This is a genomic window from Exiguobacterium sp. BMC-KP (assembly GCF_001275385.1).
GTDB lineage: Bacteria > Bacillota > Bacilli > Exiguobacteriales > Exiguobacteriaceae > Exiguobacterium_A.
Window position 1 is genome coordinate 179,350 of the sequence record NZ_LGIW01000011.1, and the last position, 18,115, is coordinate 197,464.

General features: G+C 44.3%; 24 protein-coding genes. 11 read left to right on the forward strand and 13 right to left on the reverse strand.

Features of this window, described 5'->3' with window-relative positions:
• Nucleotides 1-144 precede the first annotated feature (144 nt).
• From ADM98_RS01290 to ADM98_RS01300, 3 genes are all read left to right on the forward strand, one after another.
• Entirely contained in the window at nucleotides 145-489 is a 345-nt protein-coding gene (locus tag ADM98_RS01290; RefSeq protein ID WP_053451897.1) for a winged helix-turn-helix transcriptional regulator, read from the forward strand.
• A 338-nt stretch (nucleotides 490-827) separates the two neighbouring features.
• Nucleotides 828-1,280 (forward strand): MarR family winged helix-turn-helix transcriptional regulator, encoded by a 453-nt coding sequence (locus ADM98_RS01295; RefSeq protein WP_053451898.1) that lies wholly within the window; start codon nucleotides 828-830, stop codon nucleotides 1,278-1,280.
• Nucleotides 1,281-1,320: 40 nt separating this feature from the next.
• Nucleotides 1,321-2,502, forward strand: coding sequence for an MFS transporter (locus ADM98_RS01300; RefSeq protein WP_053451899.1), 1,182 nt, complete (start codon nucleotides 1,321-1,323; stop codon nucleotides 2,500-2,502).
• Nucleotides 2,503-2,866: 364 nt separating this feature from the next.
• On the opposite strand, the gene ADM98_RS01305 is transcribed toward ADM98_RS01300, so the two are convergent.
• Nucleotides 2,867-3,310 carry an Lrp/AsnC family transcriptional regulator gene (locus ADM98_RS01305; RefSeq protein ID WP_053451900.1) on the reverse strand — a complete coding sequence of 148 codons (444 nt, stop codon included), beginning with the start codon at nucleotides 3,308-3,310 and terminating at the stop codon, nucleotides 2,867-2,869.
• 118 nt (nucleotides 3,311-3,428) lie between these two features.
• Here ADM98_RS01305 and ADM98_RS01310 point away from each other — a divergent pair, with 118 nt between their 5' ends.
• On the forward strand, nucleotides 3,429-3,983 hold the full coding sequence (locus ADM98_RS01310) for a cysteine hydrolase family protein (RefSeq protein WP_053451901.1): 555 nt from the start codon (nucleotides 3,429-3,431) through the stop codon (nucleotides 3,981-3,983).
• A gap of 1,316 nt (nucleotides 3,984-5,299) precedes the next feature.
• Here ADM98_RS01310 and ADM98_RS01315 read toward each other — a convergent pair.
• Both ADM98_RS01315 and ADM98_RS01320 read right to left on the reverse strand, forming a co-directional pair.
• A complete protein-coding gene (locus tag ADM98_RS01315) occupies nucleotides 5,300-5,737 on the reverse strand; it encodes a hypothetical protein (RefSeq protein WP_053451902.1) in 438 nt (145 codons plus the stop codon).
• A 76-nt stretch (nucleotides 5,738-5,813) separates the two neighbouring features.
• The gene (locus ADM98_RS01320) at nucleotides 5,814-6,020 is read right to left on the reverse strand and encodes a hypothetical protein (RefSeq protein ID WP_053451903.1); all 207 of its coding nucleotides are present in this window, start codon (nucleotides 6,018-6,020) and stop codon (nucleotides 5,814-5,816) included.
• 515 nt (nucleotides 6,021-6,535) lie between these two features.
• On the opposite strand from ADM98_RS01320, the gene ADM98_RS01325 reads away from it, so the two are divergent.
• The 6 genes from ADM98_RS01325 to ADM98_RS01350 all read left to right on the forward strand — a co-directional run bounded on the left by ADM98_RS01325 (nucleotide 6,536) and on the right by ADM98_RS01350 (nucleotide 9,198).
• Nucleotides 6,536-6,739 carry a hypothetical protein gene (locus ADM98_RS01325; protein WP_053451904.1) on the forward strand — a complete coding sequence of 68 codons (204 nt, stop codon included), beginning with the start codon at nucleotides 6,536-6,538 and terminating at the stop codon, nucleotides 6,737-6,739.
• 212 nt (nucleotides 6,740-6,951) lie between these two features.
• Complete coding sequence (locus ADM98_RS01330) at nucleotides 6,952-7,146, forward strand: hypothetical protein (RefSeq protein WP_053451905.1); 195 nt, start codon at nucleotides 6,952-6,954, stop codon at nucleotides 7,144-7,146.
• Between the two features lie 152 nt (nucleotides 7,147-7,298).
• Nucleotides 7,299-8,129 (forward strand): ComEC/Rec2 family competence protein, encoded by an 831-nt coding sequence (locus ADM98_RS01335; protein WP_371742171.1) that lies wholly within the window; start codon nucleotides 7,299-7,301, stop codon nucleotides 8,127-8,129.
• Complete coding sequence (locus tag ADM98_RS01340) at nucleotides 8,126-8,350, forward strand: DUF3006 domain-containing protein (RefSeq protein WP_053451907.1); 225 nt, start codon at nucleotides 8,126-8,128, stop codon at nucleotides 8,348-8,350. Before ADM98_RS01335 ends, ADM98_RS01340 begins: the two co-directional genes overlap by 4 nt.
• Nucleotides 8,351-8,371: 21 nt before the next feature.
• Entirely contained in the window at nucleotides 8,372-8,932 is a 561-nt protein-coding gene (locus ADM98_RS01345; protein WP_053451908.1) for a DUF5067 domain-containing protein, read from the forward strand.
• A 47-nt stretch (nucleotides 8,933-8,979) separates the two neighbouring features.
• Nucleotides 8,980-9,198 (forward strand): hypothetical protein, encoded by a 219-nt coding sequence (locus ADM98_RS01350; protein WP_053451909.1) that lies wholly within the window; start codon nucleotides 8,980-8,982, stop codon nucleotides 9,196-9,198.
• 89 nt (nucleotides 9,199-9,287) lie between these two features.
• On the opposite strand, the gene ADM98_RS17290 is transcribed toward ADM98_RS01350, so the two are convergent.
• The 6 genes from ADM98_RS17290 to ADM98_RS01375 all read right to left on the reverse strand — a co-directional run bounded on the left by ADM98_RS17290 (nucleotide 9,288) and on the right by ADM98_RS01375 (nucleotide 13,149).
• Nucleotides 9,288-9,449 carry a hypothetical protein gene (locus tag ADM98_RS17290; RefSeq protein WP_160315907.1) on the reverse strand — a complete coding sequence of 54 codons (162 nt, stop codon included), beginning with the start codon at nucleotides 9,447-9,449 and terminating at the stop codon, nucleotides 9,288-9,290.
• An 84-nt stretch (nucleotides 9,450-9,533) separates the two neighbouring features.
• Nucleotides 9,534-10,997 (reverse strand): ArdC-like ssDNA-binding domain-containing protein, encoded by a 1,464-nt coding sequence (locus tag ADM98_RS01355; RefSeq protein WP_053451910.1) that lies wholly within the window; start codon nucleotides 10,995-10,997, stop codon nucleotides 9,534-9,536.
• Between the two features lie 5 nt (nucleotides 10,998-11,002).
• Nucleotides 11,003-11,281 (reverse strand): hypothetical protein, encoded by a 279-nt coding sequence (locus ADM98_RS01360; protein WP_053451911.1) that lies wholly within the window; start codon nucleotides 11,279-11,281, stop codon nucleotides 11,003-11,005.
• Nucleotides 11,278-11,733: a hypothetical protein gene (locus tag ADM98_RS01365; protein ID WP_053451912.1), complete on the reverse strand. Its 456-nt coding sequence runs from the start codon at nucleotides 11,731-11,733 to the stop codon at nucleotides 11,278-11,280. The genes ADM98_RS01360 and ADM98_RS01365 overlap by 4 nt, the downstream gene beginning before the upstream one ends.
• Nucleotides 11,734-11,744: 11 nt before the next feature.
• The gene (gene mobP2 / locus ADM98_RS01370; protein WP_053451913.1) at nucleotides 11,745-12,905 is read right to left on the reverse strand and encodes a MobP2 family relaxase; all 1,161 of its coding nucleotides are present in this window, start codon (nucleotides 12,903-12,905) and stop codon (nucleotides 11,745-11,747) included.
• The gene (locus ADM98_RS01375) at nucleotides 12,898-13,149 is read right to left on the reverse strand and encodes a hypothetical protein (RefSeq protein WP_053451914.1); all 252 of its coding nucleotides are present in this window, start codon (nucleotides 13,147-13,149) and stop codon (nucleotides 12,898-12,900) included. Before ADM98_RS01375 ends, mobP2 begins: the two co-directional genes overlap by 8 nt.
• A gap of 136 nt (nucleotides 13,150-13,285) precedes the next feature.
• On the opposite strand from ADM98_RS01375, the gene ADM98_RS17295 reads away from it, so the two are divergent.
• Nucleotides 13,286-13,432 (forward strand): hypothetical protein, encoded by a 147-nt coding sequence (locus ADM98_RS17295; protein ID WP_160315908.1) that lies wholly within the window; start codon nucleotides 13,286-13,288, stop codon nucleotides 13,430-13,432.
• 221 nt (nucleotides 13,433-13,653) lie between these two features.
• On the opposite strand, the gene ADM98_RS01380 is transcribed toward ADM98_RS17295, so the two are convergent.
• The 4 genes from ADM98_RS01380 to ADM98_RS01395 are packed head-to-tail and all read right to left on the reverse strand — an operon-like array spanning nucleotide 13,654 to nucleotide 18,114.
• A complete protein-coding gene (locus ADM98_RS01380) occupies nucleotides 13,654-14,493 on the reverse strand; it encodes a hypothetical protein (RefSeq protein ID WP_053451915.1) in 840 nt (279 codons plus the stop codon).
• The gene (locus ADM98_RS01385) at nucleotides 14,494-15,051 is read right to left on the reverse strand and encodes a hypothetical protein (RefSeq protein WP_053451916.1); all 558 of its coding nucleotides are present in this window, start codon (nucleotides 15,049-15,051) and stop codon (nucleotides 14,494-14,496) included.
• 13 nt (nucleotides 15,052-15,064) lie between these two features.
• The gene (locus tag ADM98_RS01390; protein ID WP_053451917.1) at nucleotides 15,065-16,171 is read right to left on the reverse strand and encodes a lysozyme family protein; all 1,107 of its coding nucleotides are present in this window, start codon (nucleotides 16,169-16,171) and stop codon (nucleotides 15,065-15,067) included.
• Nucleotides 16,171-18,114, reverse strand: coding sequence for a VirB4 family type IV secretion system protein (locus tag ADM98_RS01395; protein WP_053451918.1), 1,944 nt, complete (start codon nucleotides 18,112-18,114; stop codon nucleotides 16,171-16,173). The genes ADM98_RS01390 and ADM98_RS01395 overlap by 1 nt, the downstream gene beginning before the upstream one ends.
• Nucleotide 18,115: the final 1 nt, after the last annotated feature.

Genomic DNA, 18,115 nt, shown 5'->3' on the forward strand with positions numbered 1-18,115 from the left:
ATGAATGTATTTTTATCCTGCTCGTGACGGGATAAAAAAGTTCTTCCCTATTTACTCGCCCTGAGATGTAGTATATGGTCAATATGAAAAATCAAACAAGTATGCACTTTTTTCACACATACTATCAAGGAGGATAGTGTTAATATGAAAATATCCAAAATTAAAGTAGCTGATAATGAGGAAACTTCTTTTGGCTATACACTTTCCATCATCAATGGGAAATGGAAACTGCTGATTATTTACTATTTATCGAACAACAATGCAGTTCGTTATAACGAACTCCAGCGTATGATTGGCAAAATAACTTACAGAACACTTAGTTCGACATTGAAGGAAATGGAAAGTGACGGATTGATTCATCGCAAGGAATATCCGCAAATTCCACCAAAGGTTGAATACAGTCTTACGGAAAAAGGAAAAACTCTCTGGCCAATCATTCAAGAAATGTGTCAATGGGGAGAGCATAATAAAAATACTAAACTGAGATAGTCCGATTTTTAACATAAGTCGGTCGTTAGAATATCACTAACCAAAAATAAAAATGGTTCCAATCATCTTTATTAAATGATTGGAACCATTTTTTCTTGATGTCTTGTTCATTGTCAATTTCTAATTGAGCATTCTTTGAATAGCACTTTTCGGTAATACTTGATAGTAGTCTTTTAAATTTGGTTCATAAGAAGCTCTTCTTATATTTTCAACAGGTCAAATAATCATTTAGACGTTTTGTCGAAAAAGAAAAATAGTTGACAAAGGATTATTTAACGTATAAAGTATAACACGTCAGTTAAGTTCAGTTTACTTAACCAAAAGAAAGGGATGATATTATGCTCGAAGATCAACAAAAAATGCTTAAAGAACTTGCGGTTGTTTTTAGTGAATATTACTTGAATTATCTTATATATAATAAAAACGCAGAAAAGTTTACTGCATTTAATTTAACGACGCAGCAAGACACAATTTTATTTTTTGTAAAAGATAATCCACACATCACAGCAAATGAAATTGCGAAGAAATTCTCGATTTCTAAAAGTGCAGTAAGCCAAGTATTGTCGAAGCTCGAAGCACTAAAATTCATTAAGCGTGAACCTAATCCAACTAACCATCGCGAGTTTTTTATCGCATTAGCAGAAGAAGGTCTCGCTTATCAGGCATTAAGTGAAGAAGCAGATAATGATTTTATGATGAAACACTTCGCTGACATCGATTTAGTACAATTACAAAATGTTTTACAAACTATGAAGAAAGTGAATGCATCCATTTTATCATCCGACGAGTAGGATCATGAATTGTTTGACAATCAAATAGAGGACATTAATTATGAATCGAAAAGAGAAAGTATCTATTGCACTTGCATTATCTAGTTTATTTATTGCGTTTGTCGGGATGGGACTTGCCGCCCCAGTTATGCCCTCCATTGCGAAGGATCTGAGTTTAAGTGGTGCCGTTGTCGGTTATTTGTTTGCTGCTATGGCTCTTACGCAATTTATGGCTTCCCCTTTTACAGGAGTTTGGGTCGATTCAATCGGTCGTAAAAAAATGATAATTATCGGTCTTTTGTTATTTTCATTCTCAGAATTGTTGTTTGGTCTCTCAAATGAAATATGGCTATTATTCGTAAGCCGTTTGCTTGGAGGAGTAGGCGCCGCTTTTATTATGCCAGCTGTTATTACGTATATTGCTGATAAAACAACTCTAGAAGATCGTGCAAAAGTGTTAGGCTATCAATCGGCTGCGATCAGCTTAGGATTTATAATCGGACCAGGAATTGGTGGATTTATTGCAGAGTTTGGGATACGCGCGCCGTTCTTCTTTGCTGCTTTCATATCATTGCTGACTGCGATTGTTATTTTCATCGTATTAGAAGATTCGATTTCAAAAGAGCAGCTACAAAAAAATCGTGTATCATTGGAACAACCAGCGTTTATACAAGAGTTCAAGAAATCCTTGCAACCACAGTACTTCACACCACTGCTAGTCGTTTTCGTGCTAGAGTTTGGACTAGCAGTTTATGAAATGATGTTTAGCTTATTTGTAGACGAAAAGCTTGGCTTCACTGTCCGTGATATTTCTGTCATTATTACAGTCGGCTCAATCGCTGGTGTTGCCGCTCAAATCTTATTCTTTGATAGATTGGTCAATCTACTTGGTGAACGAATGCTGGTTAACCTTACCTTATTATCTTCCGCTATTTTCATCTTTATTTCGATTTTAATAGACGGTTACTGGATGATGATTGTCATTACAAGTATTGTATTCTTTTCGGGTGATATTTTGCGACCTGCTGTGACAACCTTATTATCAAAAATTGCGGGAGAAAATCAGGGATATGTTGCGGGGATGAACTCGGCATATACTAGCTTAGGTATCATAATAGGACCGATTATTGGTGGTATTTTGTTTGATATCAACATCAATATGCCATATGTGTTTGCCGCCTTTGTACTGTTTATCGCATTTGTGATTGCGAGTACAAAATTAAAGCAACCTCACTTCATTTGAAACTTCTTAAAATTCGCGATCTTATTAGATGGCGAATTTTTTATTTTGTATTCAAATTACTGAACGCAATCTTTCATCATGTAGCAGTCCTCAAATTCCTTTTAAAGTGGAATAGGTTCTTATCGAGAGAAGAACACTTTGATCCATCAAAAGATATAGGTATACAGGTAAAAAGTAATCAATCGAAATCGTTAAATGCCATGTCATCATATTTAGGCCTCTATACCAATGGCGTATGAATAGGAAAGAGTGACAAAAGGCTAAGATTCTTAAATAATCAAGAATCTTAGCCTTTTTGTGGAATGAAATGATTTTTCCGAGATTTTTAACGGTTTCTAGGACTCTATACAGACAATTATGGAGTTTATACGTCTTTCATTGGGGAGAGGCGCCGCTTGATTTCATTTATTGAGAGGTACAGGGTGTAATTTCCATGTTCAAGAATTGAATTTAAAAGGAGATTTAATTGTTCTTGAGAAGTAACTTTTATTTTCAAGTGATAACATCCTTCTCCAGATACACGATGTACTTCCATGACTTCGTGGCACTCATTCAGAAAGTGAATAAAAGCTTCATGATTAGACGTTTTCATATAAATGATGACGAAAGCTGTATAAGAGAACCCTAATTTTAGTTCATCAATAATCAACGAATACGACTGTATGATTCCTTGATCCTCCAGTTTTTTTATACGGTTTCCTACCGCTTGACCAGTCATATGAATTTGTTTTCCGAGATCTTTCCATTGGATACGTGAATTTTTAGATAATATATTGAGGATTTGATAATCAATATTACTTAGTTCCATGTTGAATTCCTTTCATGATGAAATGATATGACGCAGAAATGATTCATCAACCTATCGATAATTACCTAGCTTCCATTTATCATTAACGTGTAAGGAAAATTATAAATGAGGTGAAAAGATGAACACAGCTTTAATTATTGTAGATATTCAAAAAGATTATTTTCCTAATGGAAAAATGGAACTGAGTAACCCAGAAGCAGCAGCAACTAATGCAGCAAAAGTTTTGGAGTGGTTCAGAAAAAATAATAAAGAAAACATTTTTCATGTACAGCATATAGCAAGCAACCCTGCTATGGGCTTCTTCCTTCCGGAGACGGAAGGTGTTGAGATACATGAAACAGTCGAGCCTTTGAAAGATGAAACGATTGTAATCAAGCAGTTCGCAAATAGCTTCCTACAAACAGACTTAGAAAAGCATTTAGCGAAAAATGAAATCACTAAGTTGGTAGTCGTCGGAATGATGACACACATGTGTATCGATGCAACTGTTCGCGCTGCTGTAGACTTAGGTTTTGAAACCACATTGATTGAAGACGCTTGTGCAACTAGAGACTTATCATATGACGGAAAAGTTGTTCCAGCCGAACAGGTTCACTATTCATTCGTTAGTGCATTACAAGGAATGTATGCTGAAGTCACTTCAACTGAAAGCTTTTTACAAAATAGAGCTTGAATCTTATGAAGGTTTAACTAAAAAGATAGAAACTTGCTTGCTACAAGTTTCTATCTTTTTTTATTACTAATTTATGCTTTCAACGTTACAGGTTAGAATTATGGAAAATAGCTACTCAGTTTTGTATGAACTACAATATGTCCAAAAAATTTAAAGTTAAAATGTCGCGATAATAAGTATTAACAATCAACGCTCATCATACGTATTTCGTTTCATGATTGATGTCTTCTTCAAGGAGTAAAAAAGATATAGAATGAAACCATAACTTTACTCGATTGTGAGACACTTTTCTGTACCGTTACTTTTAGCTGTTGTATATATCCTTAGAAATTATTTATAAATTCACAGTTTGGATTTTTATAATTCTTGTAAAGAAGTGTTCTTTAAGATTCAGTCTAGCATGCTAAGGTAGATATTCATAGTACAAAGTTATTAATGAAAATATAGAACATATAAGTGCTATCAAAAAATCATTTGATGTTTAAAAATTCGTATGGACATGGAACAGAGCGTTACGGCTCTGTCTGATTAAATGAACCGCAAGCCTTCCTGTTTCCACACTCTAACTCGCTCCTCAGTGGCGCAAGGGCCATCAAAAAAAGCCGATACCGCCTCGTCTTCCTCCGTGTTTTGAATCAAAGCAAACTTTTCGCTTTTTGATCTTTCCCTGTGGTCATCCTTGCGGCGTATTGCTACGTTCCCATCAATAGGACGGTACTGTGTCGGACTGCATCCCATTTACCACTTACGAATGGACGAAAAACGACGCCGTTTTTCTTTTGAGAGAGCGCACGCGAGAAAGGAATGGATTTGTCCCAAATCCAAGGGTAATGAGAGACCCGCAGTGGACGGACCCACTGCGGGTAAGAAAGTATACATGATACATAGTCTTTTCTATGTAGAAAGGTGCTATAGAGGATGTAATAGTAAGACAAGTAGTGGAGTGCATGAAGGTTCGAGGAGAGATAGCTGATTGAAGTGAATCGATCCTCCTGTAGATAGGTAGTGATGCACTTCCTACTTGATATACAGCACAAGAAGATTTTTCGGGCTCATGCGTGAGGCTGTAGGCTGCACGCAGCAACATCCTCATCGCACCGCTGCCCTCCTGCCGGACCGATAACGAGAGCTGCGACTCGCCTGCGCGAGGCATCTCTATGTTCCTGTTCCTTGCGACGGAAGGCACGGAGCGTTTTAAAAATAGAAATAATTAATTTAAAATATAGGTCTTATCACAAATACTTGGTTATTAATAAAAAAAACCAACAGCCAATTGACTGTTGGTAGAAGAGGAAGTATGGGGAAAGGGGAGGGGGTTAGTCTACTTTAACCAAAAAAGCGAATTGTCCGTCACCATTGGACCACTTTGCTTTGATTTCATAGGCATACGTTCCTGTTTCTTTCGGGACAGTAACGGCATCGCCAGTTAAAGTAACTTTTTCAGCATCTTGCTTATCTTTCCAACGAACGATCTCAATAGATTCCGGTTCGTCTTCAAACGAAATATCGATTTTTTTATTTGAGGATACTACAGTTGGTTTGCTTTTTTTCGTCATATCGAGTCCGTCGACATATACTTTATCGACACATTGGTTGCGCAATAGACCATCCCAACAAAATGATCCTTGAACCGTTGGAATATCTTTTCCTTGTGCTTCTACTTTGGGGTTTGGTGGTTCCCCACGAAAAGGGTCAAACACAAAAAATAGAACAACCAATACTACTAAAACACCCATCCATTTAAATTTACCCATAAAACGCTCTCCTTTGATAAAGATTATTTTTAAAAAAGTTTAAGTGTTCTTATTGAGTGGCTTGTTCCTCAACAAATCATTCTTTTAACTCGAGTTCATCGTGTCTCCCCATGATAGGTGAGATCGTTTGATTCTCAAATGCAGTTTCATACGTATCAACTACAGTTTGAATATATTCGCCATCTTCAATAAGAACTTCTCCATAAGCAGGAACTGGGTTGTGCCAATCCATTTTCTCATCATGGATTGTTGCAAATAAATATACTTTTCCAGATACAAGCATTTCTACTCTTCATACGTTCACAATACTTTATTACCTTTTATAATATAACGATTTTATGTAATTTACAATTGTATACAAAGTTATATTTTGGAAAAATTATTTTGTGGCAGAATTGAAGAAGTTTTGCAATGCATGGATGAGCGAAGAAGTGAGTGAATGGACGGAGTTCTATGGATAGAGGATTGATGTTTCCATAGTAATGCGGACGACATAAAGACTTTCGAGCTCATGCGTGAGGTTGTAGGCTGCACACAGCAACATCCTCATCGCACTGCTTCGAACCGATAACGAGAGCTGCGACTCGCCTGCGCGAGGGATTTCTACGTTCCTGTTCCTTGCGACGGAGGGCACGGAGCGTTACATAGAATTATAAAAAGAAAAATAAAAGGTTAGGGTTTAGTGGAAGGAATGGCATACTAAAGGAAAGATTCTTGTCCACGTATGAGATCGTCGTTAGTGCTTCGGTCGTGAATGATGTGTCGTATGCGAGGATATCTAAAAAGGAGAAACTACATATGAAATTTGACGGATCGACTGATGTATTAGGTGCAGCACTTACAAATGCCCCTCTACTCTACCTCGTACCGATTGCATTTGGACTTTTCTTATTGATCGACTTCTTGTTTACAAAAGAAAAGAAGAGCTTTTTGAGCCGGACCGGTAAGATATTATTGGTTCCGTTCATTTTGATCGTAGGTGTACTTATTTATCTCTATTGATTCGATGTGCGTAGGAAACACTAATCATTTTTATGACAGTAACGATCTTCAAAAGGTCGTTTCTTTTTTTATGTGTGAAAAATTAATCGTACATTGTTTCGTAATGACCCAGTTATCTTACATATCATTTCGCTTATCTTATCTAAGGTAATTCGTACAGACTCTAAAATCATTCTATGCTGTGCTTAACAAAACGATTAGGGGTGGAGTACATGAGTATAATTGAGATGTTTGAGGTCATGGATCAAGCAAAGGAGAAACAGGTACCAGATAAGGTGACATTGATCGATGCCCAGCTTCGATTCGTGCGAGAAGTAGAAGGATCGATTGAGCATGTGACATGGTTCATCGATGTCGATCGATTGACAGACTTCATGCAGACACACTTTAACAAGCAGACCCGTTAAGGTCTGTTTTTTTGTATGGACTTACATATAAACTAACCTATCAATAATAATAGAAGGATGGGAAATATAACCAACTTTCTCCTGGTATTCACTGTATACTGAAGATAACTTACAAATCAGGAATGGAGCGATGAAAGATGAAACGAAAATGGATGGGTGCCAGCTTAGCGCTCGCAAGTGTTGGGTTACTCGTTGGACCACAACAAGGTGCAGAGGCAGCGACACCGAAAATCAAGGTCCACTATATCGATGTCGGTCAAGGTGACGCGATTTACATCAAGATGCCAAGTGGTGAGGATATCGTCATCGATGGTGGCAACAAGGGGAAAGGTGATGCACTCGTCGCCTATCTAAAGAAACAGAAGGTCGGTGATATTGAGGTACTGATCTCGACGCATCCGGATGCCGATCATATTGGTGGGCTTGATGAGGTCCTCGACTCGTTCAAGGTCAAGAGCGTCTATGCACCGAAGGTCAAGCACACGACGCAAGCCTATAAGGACTTCTTGTTGGCGGTCAAACGCGAGAAGCTGACAATCAAGACGGCGAAGGCGGGTGTCTCACTCCCGGTCAAAGGCGTGAAGGCGCAGTTCGTCGGACCGGTCAAAGACTATGCGAAGAGTGATCTGAACAACTGGAGTGCGGTCTTACACGTCGCTTACAAGAAGAACACGTTCTTGTTCACGGGAGACGCGGAATTGAAGTCGGAGCAAGACATGATCGCGAAGAAGAAGACGCTGCGTGCGGACGTCCTCAAGGTCGGGCATCATGGGGCGAAGACATCAACAAGTGCGACGTTCCTCAAGTACGTTAAACCGAAGTACGCCGTCATCAGTGTCGGGAAGAACGCGTATGGACACCCGACGAAGGAAGTCGTGACGAACTTGAAGCGTGCGAAGGCGACGATGCTGCGGACCGATAAGAGTGGCACAATTGTCTTCGAAGGGAATGGATCGTCCTACACGATCAAGAAGTCGAAATGAAAAAGCGAAAAGGGATTATCGACCGAATTGAAGAGAAGTGGGTCGTCGTCGAGTTCGATGATGGGATGCGCGACATTCTGATTTCCCGCTTTCCGATGACGGTGGAGTCCGGTGATGTCATCTGGATGGATGAGTACGGTCATATCGAGAAGGACGACCGTGAACGGCAGCGACTCTCGAATGAAATCGATGAGCTGATGGAAGAACTATGGGAAGACTAAAAAAGAAATGAGCTGAAGCAGATGAATAAGTTAGGACAAGCGGTCGTCATCGTTGGGTTAGGGTTATCACTCGTTGGATGCGGCACACAAGAGACAATAGAAGATCCACCAAAAAAAGCAGCGAATCCGACTGAAAAGGTCGAGGTGGCAGAACCGAAAAAAGAAGATGTCTATTTCAAAGACGACACGTTAAAGATCGACATGGCGACCGTCAAGATTCTTTCGACAGAAGTACTTGAGCCGAGTAAAGAGTATTTCCGCGAAAAACCACAACTCGTTTTCACATATGAGACGACGAACGACAGCAAGAAGCCACTCAATGGGATGAATGTTTGGATTGCTTGCTTTGAAGCGACACAGGAAGGAACCGATACAATTAACAAGTTAGAGGTAGGGATGACGCCACAGGAAGAGAAGTATGCCTCTTATTTAGAGCATCAGTTGGATGATATTAAACCGGGTGGTACTGCAAAAGGGATTATGGCTTATGACATCGAGGACCCGAAGGCAGTCGTCACCTTGAAAGCAACCCAAGGATTATCAGGAAAAGAGTTGGGTGAGAAGAAGATTGAACTGAAATAAGAAGATGAATTGATAGAATCATATCTGGTGAAGAAAGGGAGATGACTATGAATCAAACATTTACAGAAGCGCAAGCACTCATTTTAGAAATGGGAGAAAAGTTTAAACCATATATTGTCGTAGGTCTTAAACAACGTTTAGAGATGGAAGAAATCATATCTACATTTGAAACGTATCTTCAAACACGAAAATTCGATCGTTCGGGACATCGGATCATTTCAAAATTTAGCTTTGAACAATTTATTTTGCAAATGAAATATTCTTAATTAAAAGAAGGCAATATGACTTCGCTTCAGGAAGCCATATTGCCTTCTTTTTTTGAAGTTCAAGCGCAAGAATATAATCATTTTTACGTTCAGCTATTTAAGATGGCACTGGCTTTCTTTTCAGCTGTTTTTTCATCTGTCCAGTCCATTTCAGACAGCATACTCGCTTGAACCTTTTCAATCTGTTCACGTGTGTAGCCGAGCTGCTCCATCGCGATGGCAGCATAAGCAATTGCTTGATTATTAGTCATGGTCAATCCTCCGTCTTGTCTGTATTGTCAGTTTTATCCTACTTTTTTATAGTACTTGATTTTAAAAGAAGAGAGGACATCTTTTTAACGGCTCCTGAAGTCCTGCTCCGGTACATTGAAGTGACGCGTCACGATTTGTCGGACCTTTTCTAGATCACGGTCTTCCGTCGAAATCATCTCGTCGTACCATGCTTTTTCGAGTACTTGTTCGGTCTCCTTACTGACGACTTCTGTATTCAGGATGTGATGGTACGGTCCCATCGCATCATCGAGGATGCGGAAGTGTTGGCTGATTGGTTCTTCGCCTGGGATGACGAGCGTATAGGCGACGGTCTCATGTTCGTCGAAGTCACGGTCGTTGGCTTTCGCGAACGGTTCGAAGAAGTCTGTCGCTCCATGAATCAGCATCATTGGTTCTTCAAAAGACGATAGATCTTGCTGCGTGTCTTGCTTGGCGATGCTCGTCAGGTAAGCACCGACGTCCTCCGGTGAATGTTGCATGATTCGTTCTAGCCGTTCAGCTAACGGTAATCCGTGTTCTGTGATCTGTGCATTCTGTTCGATGTACTCAATCATTTTAATCGGTGATGCTTCGCGTTCCAAGATTTGCTCCTGCTCGAGTGAAGCATGAATCTCACGGATGAAGTGACCGGATGTCTGATGGACTTCGTGCAACAGGTCTTCCTTATCGCGTAAGTCTCTTCCTTGCGTCCAGTTAGCGAGATACGATAAGGAAAACTCGTCCGTCGAAAAACCAAAGTGTGCCGCGACCGTATAAGCGACCATCTCCGCTTGGAATTCCTTCTCATGTGGATTCAACTCAATTCCACGCTCTTCATTTCGTTCCACGTTGTGCAGATTGGCATGCGCGAGTTCATGAATCAGGATGGTCACGTTTTCAATATCCGAGTTCCGCGGATTGAGGGCAATCGCGTTCAGTTCCGGATAGAAGCATCCTTTCGCGGTACCAAGCTCGCTTAAAGGCTGATCGAGTATTTTCACGTCTTGTGTCTCAGCAATCCCGTTCAACGCGCGGCGAAACGATTCCGCCTCACGAAGCGATCCATTTCGATGATAGGAAGCGAAGAGTTCAGAGACTTCGAGTCCCTTCTCCCGAGCATCGGTCTGTGTGTACTCGAAGACATGACCAATCTTGTAGTACATCGCTTTCCGCGTCGGAAGTGCGCCTTCCTTTGCACGCATTTGCTCCGTCTTCGTCGCGTCCTTCCATGCCACCCAATCCGTCTCTCGTTTGATGAACGTAACAGGGGAGGGGACGAAAATCTTGATCCCTTTCTCTCCTTTTTGAACCTGTACGCCTTGTTTCTCCCAGTACGCATAGGAACCGACGGCACGGGCGCCTTGGAACTGCTCTTCGATGAGTAACATATTCCGCGTCGAGTAGCGATGGAATCGGCTCATGAAGTCGAGGTGTTCCTTGATGCTCTCCTGACTGACGAAGTGGGAGGCGAGCTGCGTCTCCATCTTATCGGTCAACGCTTGGACTTCCTTCTGGTAATCCTCACGCGTCTTTTTCTGATATGCCATATCACTCACGCTCCTTCCGACGAAACGGACGAATCAGCAGCACCTTCAAAATCGTTCAACTCTTCTAATACCATCGGGTCGGTAGCCAGTCGATCGAATAATAACTGACGGCGATCACGTGATACCGGGAGTAATACCAAGGGTTCTTCCTGCAAGAGCTGAAGGAACGCTCGTTCATCCTGAGAAACCGGAATATCATAATGTGCTTGATGAATCATGACGGTGACGTGGGACGGATGCAATTCGAGAAATGTCGCGAGTGTGAAGGCTTCGAGTCGTCTCATTTGTGAGTCATCCTTTCTTCATCCGAATGCTTATGTTGCTTGCGCTGATCGATTCGCTGTTTGACAGCCGTCTCTGCCGTCTCAAGAAAAGAGGGACGGTATTCGGTCGTCGGAATGATGTCCTCGATGCTTTCCGTCTGCATCAAAGCTTGTACCAGTTCGATCAATACCTGTGTTTGAAGGTCTGTTTGTTGGACGCTTTTTCGTAACGGAGCAAGACTTTTCGAAATCTGTTCATCCCAAAAAGACGTCAATTCTTGCTCGATCTGTTTCGAGACGGAACGACTGACATAGTTCAAGTCCCATTGCTTTTTGATCATCTCTTGATAGTCGCGGATGATGTGATCGATGGCTGGACCGACCCCAGACAATCGTTCTCTCTCTCGGTATTCCTCTAAAAAATCAGTGGTCACGGCACTCATCTTGATCCGGACTTGTTTTGTTTCCTCCATTGCCCGTCACCTTACCTTTCGTGTTGGACTTCCTGTTCGAGTTGTTCAAACGCACGCTGATTCTTGATATGATCCCACTCATCATTCATGTGTCGTCCGATCCGATAGAGTGTCTCTTGCATGATCCGTTCACATCGAAACGCTGATCGGATTTTTTGTTTAGGTGAGGATGTCTCCACCTTCGCAAGCTCCTGAGGTGACTTAGACGATTCACGCATCTCGGACAGGATAGCGTTTCCCATCCGCGTGTAGAGGTCCTGTTCTTTCGTCTTCCGATAAGCCGATGCTTGCGATGCCGATCCGTAACTTCGTTCGTAGAATGCGACTTCGGTATCAAGTCGTTGCTTGAACGCGGCGTGTTCTTTCTCGAAGTGTGTTGCAAGGTACGTGTCAGTCAATTGATTAAGCGAAGGACGTACTTCTTTCATGCCGTTCATGTTGTAGTACCATTGCCGTTTATCGTCCGGTAGTCGTTTCTGAATCGCTTTATACTGTCGTACGAGTTCAGGATGCAAGATTCGATTTGAAAGAGATTCTGTTGAATGATTTAGTTTGTGCGCTAGGACTTCATCACGGATGAAGGCATTCAGTTTCTCTTGTTCACGTGTCCGGTCAACAAGCGTGTGGACGACTTGTGCCTTCATCTTCTCAATCGTTTTTGGTTTCCGTTTGCCCCGTTCGCGTGGATGAAATGTCTCGACCGTCGCGACATGGATATGGATGTTATCCGTGTTGTAATGGATGGCAGCGGTCCATGTCGCATGCAGCATCTGTTCCTTTTCAATCATCAACGAGGTCGCGTTCCGTGTCGCTTGCATCAATCGTTGTTCATCGATATAACGATTTTCTTTGACGCCGACTTCCTGTAACCACGCTTCGTCGAATGAGATGACATCTTGCCAGAGGATACTGCCGTTCTCTTGTGCCCGTCGGAAGATATCGCGTAATTGCTCTCGTTCAGTCGCACTCAATCGGTCTTGTGTCGCCGTGAAGAGACCGCTTGATTTGAGTTCATCTTCCATATAGTCGTGATAGTTTTCAAATTGATGCGACCGCGCTTTCGTCTCCGGACGATCGATGTAACTGAGGTAGGTCGTATAACGACGCGCGCGTCGGGTTGCTTGCGGCAACTTGAACTTCGACTTGATGATGACGCCGGGAATGTTACTCATCCTGCATCACCTCACGGAAGAGTGTAGTCAAGAGTTCGAGTTCGGTTGCGCTCCGCTTCAGATGCAAAGTGTTCGCTTCGAGCTGTCGTTCGAGGCGTGCTACTTGCGTCGACTGGACGCCGTCCGCGCACCAGGTCGTCAACAATCCTTTCAATAATTCTTGTCGGGAACACATTTGTTTCTCCGCCTGTTCGTCGAGTTGTTTGACGAATCGGGGGTCGATGTCACGAATCAAGAGATCCATTCGTCTTCCTCCTTCCATACGAAAGTCAGTCTTAATGATTTAAAAAATGAAAAGTTTTCCGAACAATTCACTCGCTCCTCCTGTCATTAGAAGTGAGAAAGGTGTTACCCACTCAGATTAAGAACGGAGGGGACATATGCAATCGATCATCGAACAGAGTTACGCTCTTGGAGAAGCCGTAAGCGTCTCCTTGATCGTCGAACTTCTGAAATATATCTGGTCGAAGATACAGCATCATGAGATGAAAAGAGTCGAAAAAAGTGACGTAACAGAATCGATCTAAGCGTTGATGAAGGTCGATAGAATGACTAAATGTACGTCGATTATTTTAGAGGAGAAAAACCAAAAATGGTTAAACAACGTGAAAAAGAGCATAAGGGGAAACTGCTATCACTCAGCGTGCTAGCCTAGGCGGAGCCTAGTGTTTCCCTGATATCATCAAAATCGCCAAAAGGTCACACCGCGTGCCACTAAAAACGGCATTTTGGCACGGTGTTTGCCACCTTACCATTTCAGTTCACGAGCTTTAACAAGTAGCTGATCCTGCTTTTTTTCTTCTTGCGTGAGTTGTTTTTTCAATTCCGTTTGTCGTAAGAGTGCGTCTTCTTTGTCCTGCTTCAGATTGAAAATTTCATCCTCACGTTCGACTTGTTCATCGAGTGTCAGGTCGGGTAAGGTGGCTTGTTTTGCCTCGATGTCCTGTTCGATTTGTTGGATGAGGGAAGCGTGTTCTGTCTGTTCACGCTTCATGTTCTTGATCCGTTTTTGACTTTGCAGGTGCTCGTCAGCTAGAAAAAGTTGTGCATAATCGTCCGCTTGTTGAATAGAAAGTGACGTCTTTAGTACACGTCGTTGATCCATATAGAGTGATTCGACGAGCGCGTCCTCTCGCTTCGTAGCACTCAGCTTATCGAGTGACTGTTCAGGTTCAATGACATACAAGCGTAGTGCTAGTTGGTCAAAGTTACGCGGTACATCTTCGATTTCGAAGACGTAGTGCTCGCCCTGCTGATAGACGACGCGGACGCGCTGCTCATCTGTCGGTCGTTCCTTGTACGCGACGCGCGAGACAAGTCTCGTCGCGTAATCCTGAGGTTGATTGAACTGAAGGCGGACGCGCATCTGTTTCCGCTCCTCATCATGAGACCAGTCGAGAAGTGTGACGGTCTGTCCGTTCGTCAACCGTTCTTCTTCTCCGATGGGTGTCGCATTGATCGGTTGTTCCTCAGCAAAGAAGAGGGAAGAGAGGCCGAAAAACAGAAAGCCGATCAGGAAGAACAGACCTGTTCCGAGGTACAGTCGTGACCAATCACGGGTCAGCGTCTTTCGCTTTCCTGGATACATTTAGACACCTCCTGACGTTTGAAGACTCTTCATCTGATCGACGATGTAATGTCCGTCTTGGTGTGTAAAGGTCAGTTCAACTAATTCATCGGACGTCTCTTCATAACCGTTGGCATCGATCGTCAACGTCCGTTGGAAGCGGACGAGACAATGCTCTGGGTCGTCCTGACTTGAAAAGACTTCGATGCCCGAGACGGAAGCGGTGAACTTACTATCGCTTCCGTTACTCTCAAACAACGTCCGTTTGAGGGACTCTGACATATACTGATTGGCTTGTCGTTTGCGTGTCGGATAGGTCCCATCTTCCCATGTGAAGGCGAACGTGATGAAGCGTTCCGCGCTCTTAGAGATAATCGATTTCTGTTCTTGTCCTCGTTTGTCAGTCGGGATGGGCGAATCCGATACCGTCGTTTTTGGTAACACATGTTTCTCGTCTTTCTCGACGATTCGATGCGATTCATCTGCTGCCATGGAGCGATATTGATAGATATTGGCACTGATCGACAGCAGCAGACAGAACAACACGAGCCATAGGAGATGACGACTCGTTAATGTCATAGTTCATCCCTCCCTATAGCGAAAACAGTGGTGCCGGATCAATGTGACCGGACCAATCACTCGTCTTAAATTCGATGTGCAGATGATTCCCGGTCGAACGTCCGGTCGACCCACACATCCCGATCGCTTGTCCAGCTTCGATCTTTTGCCCCGTCTTAACCTGGCGTGCAGAAAGGTGGGCGTAAGCGGTGATCCAGTCGCCTTGTTTGATCTGAATCAGTTGCCCATACGGTCCGCGTAAACCGCTATAGGTGACGGTACCGGAGCGGACGGCGTGGATGGTATCCGTATCGTGGCAACTGAAATCGATGCCCGTATGGATATCCGTCTTTCCGAAAACGATCCGTGACCCGAAACCCGATGTCATCTGCAGTGGGATGTCGAGCGGAGCATGAAGTTTCCCTTTAATCGGTCCTGTCTTGCCTTCCGCTAGTACGGTCGGTGTCAGATAACGGAGGACAGCATCGACATATTCGATGTCACCATAACAGGCTTGATGCTCAATCGCGCTCGGACGATGGCATTGATAGATGCCGCTCTTCTTGACGCGTTGGTACATCATCTGGGAAAAGGAAATCGCGAGTTGTTTCGTATAGCGTCCCCCGTTTTCTTGGACGTAATCAATGAAGCCACCCCCGAAGTTGTAACTCTGGAGCGTCAACTTGACGTCCTTATTCGCTTGCCGGAAGACGGAAACGAAGTGCTTCACGCCGTAACGAATGCTCTCGTCGGGCGAGGTGATACAACCAATCCGTCCGCACTTCGATTCACTCGCTTGCATCGGATCGTTCCCGCGTCCACCACTTTCCTGCATCATCAATGCAAGGACGACGTTCGTCTGTCCCTCGAGCTGTTCTTTCTTCAGTTCGCGCGTGATCGCTTCGCGGTATTGCAGGACATCATCACTGACTTGTAGACTCGCGTCCGAGTAAGCGATTGGTGTCTCCGTCGCCTGTTCATTCTCGATCCCGGTCAATGTATCGAGAATGCCTGCGACGAGGATGATCAGTAGGAGAAGCAGGAGCGCGATTCCGAGAGAAATCAGACGATATTTTAAGGTCAGGAGTCGCCATTTCATCCGGACGGCGACACGTGCCGACTGCCGGACCGTACTCCACATCAGGCACCACCTCCGAACAGGGTCAGCTCCTCAGGTGAGACATCGACATCGAAAATCAGCGTCTTCACACCGGAGATACTGAGGACGATCCGTCCTGTCTCGAGTGACGGGATCAACCGTGTCTCACTCTCCGTCAACTGCCCGTCGAAGACGGTCTGGATCGTCGGGATGCTCTCGGCATCCTGTTCGCCGATGAACTTATACTGCGTTAGCTGGAACAACGTCTTGACGTTCTCTGCGTTCTCCGACTTCGAGCCAGTCGGGACGAAGTCCGTGATCAAGTGGGAAGCGAAGAAGATGCCACCGAAGTATTTCCGTGCTTCCCGCATGAACTGTTGTAGATAAAGGATCGCGGGTTGGGCGATATCACGCGTATTGATTAGGTGATGTGCCTCATCGATGACAATCAGATATTTGAAAGCATCCTCAATCAATAGCTCACCCTGGTTGTAGCTGCGCAGTTGTCCGGCACCGTTGAGGATCATCCCGTCCCACAGCATGTTCATCAGGTTGAAGACCTGTGCCTGAAAGATTTCGTCTTTCAGATTGGTCAGGTTGCGTAGCGGGAATGAGACGATCGCTTCCTCGTCAAATCGCTCGATCGAGGAATGTCCGTCGAAGATGTTGCCGTAGTTGTGGACGAGGTTCGTAATCGCGAGCTCGATGTTCTCAAGACGGCGGACACGGTTCGTACTGATCGTCTCGCGGATCGTCGTCAGCGAATCGTCCGCATACAATTCAGAGCGGACGAGCGCTAAGAAGTCAGAGAAGACCGGATAGGTGTTTGCTGGGTGCGTCGTGATCGGCGCGTCACCGTCCTCGTTCCACAGTCCCTTCTCAAGATAGAGCTGTCGGAGTAGGATCTCGAACTCGTTCGCTTCTTCTTGCGTAGCTGCTGGATTGATGTAGTGATAGAAGACCGCAATCTTCGATAAATGTTGCATGAACGAGAGCGCCTCATCCGCCGAACCGTCGGCGTGCGTCACTGTCTTATAGACATGGAGCGGATTGATCCGTCCCGCGGAACCGTCGAGTGCGATTTCCTTCCCACCCAGTTGTCGGACGAGGTCAGAGAACTCACCTGTCACGTCCAAGATGCGGACGTGATTCCCTTTGATCGCTTGATCGAGGACCGTCTTCTTGAGCAACGTCGACTTCCCGGAGCCCATCTTACCGATCATCAAGGCGTTGTAGAACTTCCGCTGCTTGTCCTTGTGGAACAAGTCGAAGATGACGCTTCCGTTCGTATCGGTCGTCCCGTAATAGGTCCCAGTCGGATCCTGTAGCGACGTGAAATGAAACGGATAACCTCCTGCGATCGAGAGCGACGGAATCTCTTTGCCGCGACGACGATTCGGTAGTTTTTGCTGTTGCTCGTAGCTGAGGAACAGGCTCTGCCATTCCCATTCCTGTTCGTTCAGGAAGACAGTTGCGCGGAAGTTCCGTGCCTCCAGTTCCTCCATCACGTCCTGGACTTGGCGTTCGAGTACGTCGAGTGTCTTCGCTTTAACGTAGAGACGGAGATGCAGATACTTCATCGTTTCACCTTGCGTGATCTGTTCGTAGAGTTCGTTCAATTCCTTATACGTCTCCCGCGCATCAATCCGGTCGACATTATCTTTCGCATTTTCGAAGCGCGTATTCTGCTCGGCCATCGATTTGTTGATGGTCCGGATCATCTCCCGTTTGTCCGCCGTCCCGAGGTCGAGCGTCGTCAGGACGCCGGGGAGGTTGAGGATCGGTTCGAGCCAGAAATCGTAGACGGTCGATTGATACTTATAGACATGGAGGCAGGCAAGATAACCGTCGCCGGTCCGTACATAGTTCGGCTCGAAGCGGAGTCCGCCTTGCGGTTGAATCGCTTGGACGAATGTCGGATTGTAGCCGTCTTGTTGTTTGATTGTTTCCGGGTCTTGCTTTCGTAAAAAACGTGTACGCCACATG